8 protein-coding genes are annotated in these 11,531 nt (G+C 45.3%); all 8 read left to right on the top strand.

From position 1 onward, the window contains the following. The coding region (locus AC1RNB_RS16930) for a beta strand repeat-containing protein (protein ID WP_493084742.1) at positions 1–4,005 on the top strand (4,005 nt) is incomplete at its 5' end. A 1-nt stretch (position 4,006) separates the two neighbouring features. Next, positions 4,007–4,735 (top strand): hypothetical protein, encoded by a 729-nt coding sequence (locus tag AC1RNB_RS16925; protein ID WP_493084741.1) that lies wholly within the window; start codon positions 4,007–4,009, stop codon positions 4,733–4,735. Positions 4,736–4,917: 182 nt separating this feature from the next. Then, positions 4,918–5,655 carry a hypothetical protein gene (locus tag AC1RNB_RS16920; protein ID WP_493084739.1) on the top strand — a complete coding sequence of 246 codons (738 nt, stop codon included), beginning with the start codon at positions 4,918–4,920 and terminating at the stop codon, positions 5,653–5,655. Between the two features lie 179 nt (positions 5,656–5,834). After that, a complete protein-coding gene (locus tag AC1RNB_RS16915; RefSeq protein ID WP_493084738.1) occupies positions 5,835–6,539 on the top strand; it encodes a hypothetical protein in 705 nt (234 codons plus the stop codon). A 174-nt stretch (positions 6,540–6,713) separates the two neighbouring features. After that, positions 6,714–7,421: an FKBP-type peptidyl-prolyl cis-trans isomerase gene (locus AC1RNB_RS16910; RefSeq protein WP_493084736.1), complete on the top strand. Its 708-nt coding sequence runs from the start codon at positions 6,714–6,716 to the stop codon at positions 7,419–7,421. 109 nt (positions 7,422–7,530) lie between these two features. Further along, positions 7,531–8,241: an FKBP-type peptidyl-prolyl cis-trans isomerase gene (locus AC1RNB_RS16905; RefSeq protein WP_493084735.1), complete on the top strand. Its 711-nt coding sequence runs from the start codon at positions 7,531–7,533 to the stop codon at positions 8,239–8,241. Positions 8,242–8,384: 143 nt separating this feature from the next. Then, positions 8,385–9,065 carry an FKBP-type peptidyl-prolyl cis-trans isomerase gene (locus AC1RNB_RS16900; RefSeq protein WP_493084734.1) on the top strand — a complete coding sequence of 227 codons (681 nt, stop codon included), beginning with the start codon at positions 8,385–8,387 and terminating at the stop codon, positions 9,063–9,065. Positions 9,066–9,309: 244 nt separating this feature from the next. Continuing rightward, positions 9,310–11,460 (top strand): elongation factor G, encoded by a 2,151-nt coding sequence (gene fusA, locus AC1RNB_RS16895; protein ID WP_493084733.1) that lies wholly within the window; start codon positions 9,310–9,312, stop codon positions 11,458–11,460. The last annotated feature ends 71 nt before the right edge of the window (positions 11,461–11,531 follow it).

Raw genomic sequence — 11,531 nt, 5'->3', positions numbered from 1 at the left:
GGCACCGCTAGCATAGGTAATATCAGCAGCACTACCGGTACCATTGGTAACTTAACAGTACCTGGAACAATCACAGGCGGAACCTTCAGCGGCACATTGTCAACTGGTACTTTAAATAGCATTACTTCATTAGGTAATCTTACAGCCTTAACTGTAACGGGTAATATCACAGCAGGTTCTATCAGTACAACCACTGCTACGATAGCTAACCTGACTGGTTTAACATCTTTAAGTGTAGGTGGTGCGATCACCGGTACCACCCTGGGTGGCACATTGACTACGTCAGCACAACCTAATATCACGAGCCTTGGCACACTGGCCAGCGTAACTGTAAGTGGCACCGCTAGCATAGGTAATATCAGCAGCACTACCGGTACCATTGGTAACTTAACAGTACCTGGAACAATCACAGGCGGAACCTTCAGCGGCACATTGTCAACTGGTACTTTAAACAGTATTACAAGTCTTGGTAACTTAACAGCCTTAACTGTAACAGGTAATGTTACAGCTGGTTCTATCAGTACAACTACTATCACCGGTTTAACAAGTCTGACTGTTAACGGCGCTATCACCGGTACCACACTGGGTGGCACACTGACTACGGCAGCCCAGCCTAATATCACGAGCCTTGGCACACTGGCAAGTGTAACGGTAAGTGGCACCGCTAGCATAGGTAATATCAGCAGCACTACCGGTACCATTGGTAACTTAACAGTACCTGGCACGATCACTGGTGGCACATTCAGTGGCACATTGTCAACTGGAACTTTAAACAGTATTACAAGCCTTGGTAATCTTACAGCCTTAACTGTAACAGGTAATGTTGCAGCAGGTTCTATCAGTACAACTACTATCACCGGTTTAACAAGTCTGACTGTTAACGGCGCAATCACCGGTACCACCCTGGGTGGCACATTGACGACGTCAGCCCAACCTAATATCACGAGCCTTGGCACACTGGCCAGCGTAACAGTGAGCGGCACAGTAGATGCAGGTAATATCAGTGCAACCACAGCAACCATTGGTAACTTAACAGTACCTGGCACGATCACTGGTGGCACATTCAGTGGCACATTGTCAACTGGTACTTTAAATAGCATTACTTCATTAGGTAATCTTACAGCCTTAACCGTATCAGGTAATATCACAGCAGGTTCTATCAGTACAACTACTATCACCGGTTTAACAAGTCTGACTGTCAACGGCGCTATCACCGGTACCACCCTGGGTGGCACACTGACGACATCGGCCCAACCTAATATCACGAGCCTTGGCACACTAGCCAGCGTAACTGTAAGTGGCACCGCTAGCATAGGTAATATCAGCAGCACTACCGGTACCATTGGTAACTTAACCGTACCTGGCACGATCACAGGTGGCACATTCAGTGGCACACTGTCAACTGGTACTTTAAACAGTATCACCAGCCTTGGTAACTTATCAGCCTTAACTGTAACAGGTAATGTTACAGCAGGTTCTATCAGTACAACTACTATCACCGGTTTAACAAGTCTGACTGTCAACGGCGCAATCACCGGTACCACCCTGGGTGGCACATTGACTACGGCAGCACAACCTAATATCACGAGCCTTGGCACACTAGCCAGCGTAACGGTAAGTGGCACCGCTAGCATAGGTAATATCAGCGGCACTACCGGTACGATCGGTAACTTAACCGTACCTGGCACGATTACAGGTGGCACATTCAGTGGCACATTAAGTGCCTCCACCATGAATAGTATTACCAGTATTGGCACACTCAGCAATTTAACAGTAACCAATACCACCCGTACAAAAGACCTGGTGGTTACCAGTGGCGCAACAGTGGGAACAGCATTAACTGTAACCGGATCTATATTCGGTGTTACCGGCAGATTCGATGAGATCTTCGTTAACCAGTCAATTACAGGTGGTACCTTCTCCGGTACTTTCGAAGGGGTACTTAAATATTCTGATACGGCTGCTATGTTGTCTGGTGAAGTACGTGATAACTATCCCGCAGGTAATTTCGGAGCAGACTCCAAAGGATATGCCCGTTATGGAGAAGTGGTGAAATATGCTGACCTGGTAACCAACGATAATTATTCTTTGATCAGTCCGTTAGATCCGGATGGCGTAACCCCATCTGTTAAAGCGGGTGGAAAACTGCAACTGATTGTAGCATCTGCCATGCAAACAGGAAGTATACAGGTAACCGGTGCTGTTAATGCAGGAACACTGAGTGGAACACTTTCTGCCACAGCCTTGAATAGTATTACCAGTTTAGCTAATCTAACTGCCATTACAGTGTCAGGAACGGTTTCAGCCGGCACATTAAATGGCTCATTAAGTACAACTGCACAGAACAGTATTACCAGTCTGGCCAATATTGCCAATCTAACTGCAACCGGAACGGTTAGTGCAGCCAATCTGAAAGGAACCCTTCAGACAGCGGCACAACCTAATATTACCAGCCTTGGACAACTCAGCAGTTTAAGTGTATCTGGAATTATCCAGGGTGGTACTTATAGTGGTACGCTGGCAAACGGTATTGTGGGTATCAGTAATTTATCAGCCAGTGGTACGGCAAGTTCAACTACGTATTTGCGAGGCGATAATACATGGGCTTCTATTGCAGGTGGTGGCGTTACTTCCGTATCTGTAACCACTGCCAATGGGGTTAGTGGATCTGTTGCCAATGCAACAACTACCCCTGCTATAACACTTACCTTAGGAGCCATAACACCTTCCTCTGTTCTGGCATCCGGGGCAATTACCGGTACTACTTTGGGTGGAACGATTACCACTTCTGCCCAGCCTAATATCACTTCTGTAGGAACCCTTAGCAGCCTTGGCGTAACGGGAGCGGTGACTGCCGGTTCTATCGTTAAAAGTGGAGGTACTGCTTCTCAGTTCCTGAAAGCAGATGGTAGTGTGGATGCCAATACCTATCTCACTTCGGCTGGTGCAGTTACTTCTATAACAGGAACCGCCAACCAGATTACTGCTTCTGCAAGTACCGGAGCCGTAACACTTTCTCTGCCATCAACCCTATCCGGATTAACCAGCGTATCAGCTACTAATTTAACCGGTACACTGCAAACAGCGGCACAAACAAATATTACTTCTCTCGGTACACTTGGTTCATTGAATGTATCAGGAACCGTTACAGCGGGCACGGTTAGTACAACAACCGTAAATGCAACTACACTGAACGGTGTACTGGGTACGGCTTCCCAGCCTAATGTTACCACTATGTCGTCACTTGCAAGCATAGGAACCATTACAACAGGTGTATGGAATGGTACAGCTATCGCTGCTGCAAATGGCGGAACAGGTCAAACAAGTTATACCATCGGTGATCTTCTGTATGCGAGCAGTAGTTCTGCCTTGTCAAAACTGGCCGGTGTAGCTACAGGTAATGCCTTGATCTCCGGTGGAGTTGGTGCTGCACCTACCTGGGGTAAGATCGATTTAACTACCCATGTAACCGGTATCCTGCCTGCAGCAAATGGCGGTACAGGCGTAAATAATTCAAATACCATCACTTTGGGTGGCGATATTAATACCGCAGGAGCTTTCACTACTGCCGGAGCATTCCCTTTAACACTGACCACAACGGCTTCTACCAATGTTACACTGCCTACAACAGGAACACTGGCTACGCTGGCAGGAACTGAAACTTTCACTAACAAAAGGATCACCAGACGGGTTTCTTCTAATGCTTCTGTTACCAGTGTAACCATCAACTCAGATAGTTTTGATGAATATGCGCTGACTGCACTGGCAGGTAATGTTACCTTTAATGCCCCCACAGGTACACCAACTGACGGACAACCACTGATTATCCGGATCAAAGACAATGGAACAGCCAGAACAATTACTTTTAATGCAATATTTAATGCCAGTACCGATATTCCTTTCCCAACCACTACTGTTATCAATACAACCATGTACTTAGGGTTTCTGTATAATAGCAATACATCCACATGGGATCTGGTATCAAGGGTAGATAATGTACAATAAGATGAAAAAACTTTTTTCAATTATTTGTCTGCTTCCATTGCTGGCCGCCGCACAAGTGGTTGTAACAAGTCCTGTGGCCGGATTAACGAGCACTAGTAATGTAACTACCTATTCTATGGCTTCATTTACACCCACTGCTAATTCTTTATTGGTATTGATGGTATATGCTACAGCAACCAATCCTGCTTCTCCTGCTGTTACCAATACGGGAACCACCCTTACCTGGACCTTAGAAAAGTCGCAACTGGTGGGTACCAATTCCTATTATATTTTCTGGGCAATAGTTCCCTCAACTGTAAGTGCGTCCGTCATTACTTTTACCTGTACAGGCGATGCTGCCACCGGATGCCAGATGTCTGTACATACTTTTACCAACTACAATAGATTCCGGGCTAATCCTATCCGTCAATCGTTAATCAATACGGCAACTACCACCAGTACATCTCCTGCCTTTACTTTTGCGACAGCCCCTGAGCCGAGTAATGGATACGTGATCGGTTGGAGTGGTACCAGAGGAGCAAATGCATCCACACCTCCTGCAGGATGGACGGAATCAGTTGACTTAACCTACAGTACGCCCACCACAAACTTTGCTACAGCGCGTAGAAATGGCGGTTTATCTTCCGCCGGCCCTTACACTTTCACTGCTTCTGCCAGTACCGCATGGGTAACAATGGGGGTAGAAGTATATGTTGCCCGACGTGGCATGTTGCCTTATTTGCTCAATTAAGTTTCTGATTCTTCTTTACTAATTAAATAGATAATTATAATATGTATATATTTATTATAATCAATGATTTATGTCCTTCTCTAATTTAATTCTAATTTAATTCTAATCTTATTCTAATCTCATTCTAATCTGGGTATCTTTGAGCAAATGCCCTTGTTATCAAGTACTTGCTCATTCTTATATTGATTTTTCCACTTGGCTTACAGGCACAGATTACCTATATAGGTAGTAATTCAAATCCGGTAGATGCGGCCAATGCTACTTTAGGTGGTGCCACCCCTGTGGCTATCACACCTGTGGCCGGTATCCAGACCGGCGATCTTGTGGTGATTGTTTCTACTGTCAGAAATACAACTGCTGTTATGGACATTTCGGTTACAGGCGGACAGGAGTGGTTTAAGGAAACACAGGTAAGCAGTACCAATATCGGCGGCAGGCTTTTCTGGTGCAGATTTAACGGAACCTGGGCAGCCAATCCTTCTATTTCTTTTGCCAATACAACAGGTACAACAGTGGTAATGCATGTCTTCAGGCCTACCAAGTCGAGTAATTTCTGGGCTATCGAAGCAGCCGGAACAGAACTGGATTTTGCTGCTCCTACTACGCCTTTTACAGTTACGATTACAGGAAGAACAACCCGGAACCAAAGTTCGGTTACGATTGCCTCCTGGTTTACTGCAGATGACAATGCCTGGGGAACTTTAGCCGGTACGGGCTGGGTGGTGTTGGGTTCTGCGCAGTATAGAAACCAGAATGGTACGGATAATAGTTGCACTTTTGCTTATACAATTAAAACAACTTCCGGTGCCACCAATAATGTGAGCAAAAATCAAACAGCATTGGGAGGCGATCTGGGAACCACCCAAATCATCACCTTCTTTGAACGTGGCCGTAATATGCCATTAGGAAATTATTACTGATAGTTTGTTAAAAAACTGTTCACCACAACTGGTAATTCATATCTACGGAGATATTAATTACTTTCTAACGTACCTCTAATTCCTCTTTAATACCCGCCAGCTAGGTTTGTAAGAAATTACTAACTATCAGGTATTGTATTTTCATTTTACTTTTTTGCCCGCTTATTTCTACCGGTCAGGTGATAACGTATTTTGGCAGCTCCTCTAACCCGACAGATAATGGAGCTTTGGGGGCTGCTACTGTAGCGGTTACGCCACCTGCTTCTATGAAAGAGGGTGACCTTGTGCTGATGATTGGATTGAGAAGGGCTTCCAGTATCACTTTAACCGTAAGCGCTACCGGAGGACAAACATGGAATCTATTACCTGTTTTAACAGGCACTACGAATGTGTCGCCCAGAATTTTCTGGTGCAGGTTCAATGGTACCTGGAGTACAAATCCTTCTGTTGCCATGACAGCCTCTTCAACCAATACGGTTGTTATGCATGTGTTCAGGCCCCCTTCCAGCGGGTATTCCTGGGCTGTTTCAGTGAATCAGGTATCTACCGCTGCAGCCGCTGCAGCAACCATTACCAGAGCAGGTGTTACCACAACACATAACAATACATTAACCCTTGCTGCCTGGTTTACGGCAGATGATAATGCATGGGGTAATATGATTGATGTATCAGGAACCGGATGGGCAGTAACCGGCTCGGCACAATACCGAAATACCCAAGGAACAGATAATAGCTGCACTTTTGCCCATTTGATTCAGACCACCGCCGGTGCAACAGGTAATGTTTCCAAACAACAAACGGCGAATGGCAATGATGCCACCAGAACTGCTATTGTGAGTTTCTATCCTTATCGTACAAGCATGCCCCTTGGGTTGCTGTATTAACCAATTCTCATTTTCGTAAATGATCCCTATACCCGATTGATGTTTGATGCGGGAATACCCGATGCTGCATACGGGCATAGAAATGACTCACAGAAGCGTTGTTAAAATAAAGGGCCGTTCTTCTTCCCCCGGAATTTGTTCTTATCTTCATGCTGTTGAATATTTTATCAGGATATGAAGAAAAAACTGATTTATCTGCTGCTTATCATGCTTTGCCATAATGGGATCATTGCACAAAAAACAGAAGCAAAAAAGCAGGTAACACCGGAAACTGCTTCACTGAAACTGTCTAACCTTTCTGATACCCTGCAATATGCCATAGGTGCGTACCTGGCCAAATGGGTAAACGATAATGGATTTGCCATCAGTAATCCATCCCTTTTTTTAAAAGGGATGGATGATAAATTCAGAAATTTGCAGGGTTTGCTCCCGGACTCTATGATAGTGAAACTGGTAGTAGGACTTCAGCAGCTATCGCAAAAAGAAATTGGCTTAAAGACAGAAGAAAAAATATTTAATTCTTTGAAGGATCAGCCTGGTTTGGGAATGTTACCCAGCGGTGTGCGCTATTTTATTGTAAATACAGGAGAGGGGGTACATCCTTCACAAAGCGATACAGTTGTTATTCATATTAAAGGAACTACTCCGGACGGAACGGTTTTCGAAGATACTTACCTGAAAAAGCAACCTGTTTCTGGTAAAGTGTCTTCGCTTATTCCAGGAATCGCACAAACCATTCCGATGATGGGGGTTGGCGACAGATGGAAGTTATACATTCCATCAAAACTTGCTTATGGCGAAAAAGGCAGCACATTGGTACCCGCCAATAGTACCCTTATTGTTGATATAACACTCCTGGACGTGAGATCGTTTAGAAAATAATGGTTGGGAATAATCCGGATGGTAAAGGCTCGGGTAAACGACTTCATTTGTAAATGGAACCTTTGCAATCCGATACGTTTTTTTACAATCTTTACATTAATTTCAGTGAATGCGGTGTATTCTTTTCATATTACTGTGGCTATCCACCAGTTTTTTGGGTGAGAAAATGTATGCGCAAAAAACGGTTACGAAAACGGCAGCCAGGCCAGCGGCTGCGCCTTTACAACTCCGGAATGCGGCAGACTCTGTTCAGTATGCATTGGGTGTTTACATAGGAGAGTACCTCGCAAAGGGAGGTTTTACCACACTTAACCTTGATTATTTTTTGTCTGGCTTGAATGATCGTTACAGGAACAACCCCCGACTGATCAGAGACAGTTTGGTTTATCCATTGATCGCTGATTACCAAACAAATGCTCAGTTACAAAAAAGCAAAGCGCTCGAAAAGGAATTGTTTGAATTGCTCAAAGACAAACCCGGGGTAGGCAAACTCCCCAGCGGTGTGCAATACACCATCATCAATCCAGGCAAAGGCCCAAAGCCGAATGAAACAGATTCAGTACTCATCCATTACAAAGGCACTTTACCCGATGGCCGGGTTTTCGAAAATACGTTTGTAACCAATCAGCCCGTAAAAACCACCCCGGCCACTTTAATTCCCGGATTGAATGAAGTGCTACAGTTAATGCCGGTCGGCTCCAGATGGCAGGCATTTATTCCGGCCTCGCTCGGGTACGGCGAAAAAGGGAATAACCGGATTCCACCCAACAGTGCGCTGCTGATACTGGTAGAATTGATAGAGATTCAGGGCCCCAAATAGCCAACCATCTCCCGGCAAAGCCACCTGCTGCAGCAATATACCATACCTGCAGTATTTTCTTTAACCTTAATTAACCTTGCTTTTCTGTAAAGAGGGCTATCTTATTTTATCTTTGCCCAACGCTAAAAACAAATATTCTACACATGAAAAAGATCATTGTATTTTTTACTGCTTTTCTCCTGCTGGTATCAGCCGGTTTTGCACAAAAAACAGCTCCCAAAGCCAAGTCTAACCCGGTAGAAGATACCATTCAATACAGCCTCGGCGTGTATATGATGCAACAGTTGTTTGCCAAAACAGGATTTGTGGTAAACGATCAGGCCCGCTTTAAAAAAGCCATTGATGATGTGCTGAACAACCGCAAGCTGGAAGTAAACCCTGCCACTACACAGGATCGTTTGCTGGCATACCAGCGTACCTACCAGTTGCAGCGTAACCGTCAGCTGGAAGCTGCATTATTCGAAAAAGCAAAAACCGAAAAAGGCTTTACCCAATTGGCCAGTGGGGTTATGTATACCATAGCCAAAGCCGGAACCGGTATGCGTCCCTCTGCCAAAGACACGATAGTAGTGAATGTGATCTGTACCTTACCCGACGGAACCGTGGTAGATGATTACAATAAAACCAAATCTTCCTATATGGCCCTTGCCGGAGAAATGATCCCCGGTCTGCGCGATGTATTATACCGGGTGGAGCAGGGAACCATTTTCCGCGCCATTTTACCCGCCGCCACCGCTTATGGCGAACCAGGTACCGCTACCATTCCGCCAAATTCGGCCGTGATTTATGATATCGCGTTGATTAATGTAAAGCCGGGTAAATAGTCAAGTTATTGATAATCAAATAGTTGATTGTTTTAAGTTAAAAGTCAAAAGTAAAAAGTCAAAAAGGGGAGTGCTTCTTTTGACTTTTTACTTTTGACTTTTGCATTTTAACTTCTCCCATAGTTTTCCACAGGAGAATTTAATCCCCTCCAAACCATCGAACAATCGCTATAATTCCTACCTTTGCGGCTCGAAAAAATTTGGACACCAAGGCCAAACATCAAACTTAAAACAAGAATTCTTTATGGCTGACTTGAAATTTCAACGGAACTTCGGTATTGCTGCGCACATTGATGCCGGTAAAACCACCACTACCGAGCGTATCCTGCGCTATACCGGTATGATCCACAAGATTGGTGAGGTGCACGATGGTGCGGCCACTACCGACTGGATGGAGCAGGAAAAAGAAAGAGGTATTACCATTACTTCCGCAGCGGTTAGCTGTCAGTGGAAATTCCCTACCAATAAGGGGGTTGCTGATGCCGATACCAAATCCTACTATTTCAACATTATTGATACACCCGGTCACGTGGACTTTACCGTAGAGGTAGAACGTTCTATGCGTGTACTGGATGGTCTGATCGCCCTGTTCTCAGCTGTAGATGGTGTGGAACCACAGTCTGAAACTGTTTGGCGCCAGGCTAACCGTTACAAAGTTCCCCGTATCGGTTTCGTTAACAAAATGGACCGTTCCGGTGCAGACTTCCTGATGGTGGTTCAGCAGGTAAAAGAAATGCTGGGTGCCAAAGCCGTTCCATTACAGTTACCAATTGGTGCTGAAGATAATTTTACCGGTGTGGTGGATCTGATCAAGATGAAAGGTATTATCTGGCATATGGAAACAGAAGGTATGACTTTCGACGAGATCGAAGTACCTGCTGATATGGTAGAAGAAGCTAACCAGTGGAGACAAAACCTGGTAGAAGCTGTAGCTGAATATGATGATAAACTGATGGAGAAATTCTTTGATGATCCCAGCAGTATTTCTGAAGCAGAAATGCATGAAGCGATCCGCAAAGCCACTATCGATCTGAGCATCGTTCCGATGATGTGTGGTTCTTCTTTCAAAAACAAAGGGGTACAAACCGCACTGGATGCCGTTTGCCGTTACCTGCCTTCTCCTGTTGATATCGAAGATACTGTGGGTGTGAATCCTGATACAGGCGAAACAGAAACCCGTAAAGCTGATGCAAAAGCACCTTTTGCGGCCCTGGCTTTCAAAATCATGACCGATCCTTTCGTGGGTCGTCTGGCTTTCTTCCGGTGTTATTCCGGTCACCTCGATGCCGGTTCTTATGTATTGAACGTAAGAAGTGGTAAAAAAGAGCGTATCAGCCGTATCATGAAGATGTTTGCCAACAAACAGAATCCGATCGACTTTATCGAAGCGGGTGATATCGCCGCTGCGGTAGGTTTCAAAGAGATCAAAACAGGGGATACCCTTTGTGATGAGAACCATCCGATCACCCTTGAGAACATGTTCATCCCTGAGCCTGTGATCGCGGTAGCCGTTGAGCCTAAAACACAGGCCGACGTAGATAAAATGGGTATGGCCATTGCCAAACTGGTAGAAGAAGATCCGACCCTGCGTGTGAATACCGATGAAGATACCGGTCAGACCATCCTGCGTGGAATGGGAGAGCTGCACCTCGAAATCATCATCGATCGTATGCGTCGTGAGTTTAAAGTAGAAGTAAACCAGGGTGCGCCCCAGGTTGCCTATAAAGAATCATTCGGTACCACTATCGAACATCGCGAAGTGCTGAAAAAGCAGTCGGGTGGTCGTGGTAAGTTTGCCGATATCCAGTTCTCTATCGGACCAGCTGATGCTGAGTGGCTGAAAGAGAATGAAGGAAAACATTTCCAGTTCGTAAACGACCTGTTTGGTGGATCTATTCCAAAAGAATTTGTTCCTGCCATCAGCAAAGGTTTTGAAACGGCAATGTCTACAGGTGTACTGGCCGGTTACCCCGTTAACAACATGAAAGTGCGTGTATTCGACGGTAGCTACCACGATGTGGATTCTGATGCGATGAGCTTTGAATTATGTGCCAAATCCGGTTTCCGCGAAGCTGGCCGTAAAGCAAAACCCACATTGCTCGAACCGATCATGAAAGTGGAAGTATTAACCCCAGACCAGTACATGGGTGATGTAACAGGTGACCTGAACCGTCGTCGTGGTATGCTGGAAGGTATGGACAGCCGTGCCAACCTGCAGGTAATCAAGGCCAAAGTTCCTCTGAGCGAAATGTTCGGTTATGTAACCCAACTGCGTTCATTGTCATCCGGCCGTGCTACTTCTACCATGGAGTTCAGCCACTATTCTCCTGCACCAAACAATGTAGCAGAAGAAGTAATGGCCAAGAACAAAGGAAAAGTGAAGATCGAAGATTAATTTTCTTTGTTGAAGTGAATAGAAGAAGCCCCATTGGTAACGATGGGGCTTCTTCGTGAGTGGTGAGTAGT

This window comes from Sediminibacterium sp. GW821-FHT12F12 (assembly GCF_058806635.1).
This window is presented reverse-complemented; position numbering and strand designations above follow the sequence as displayed.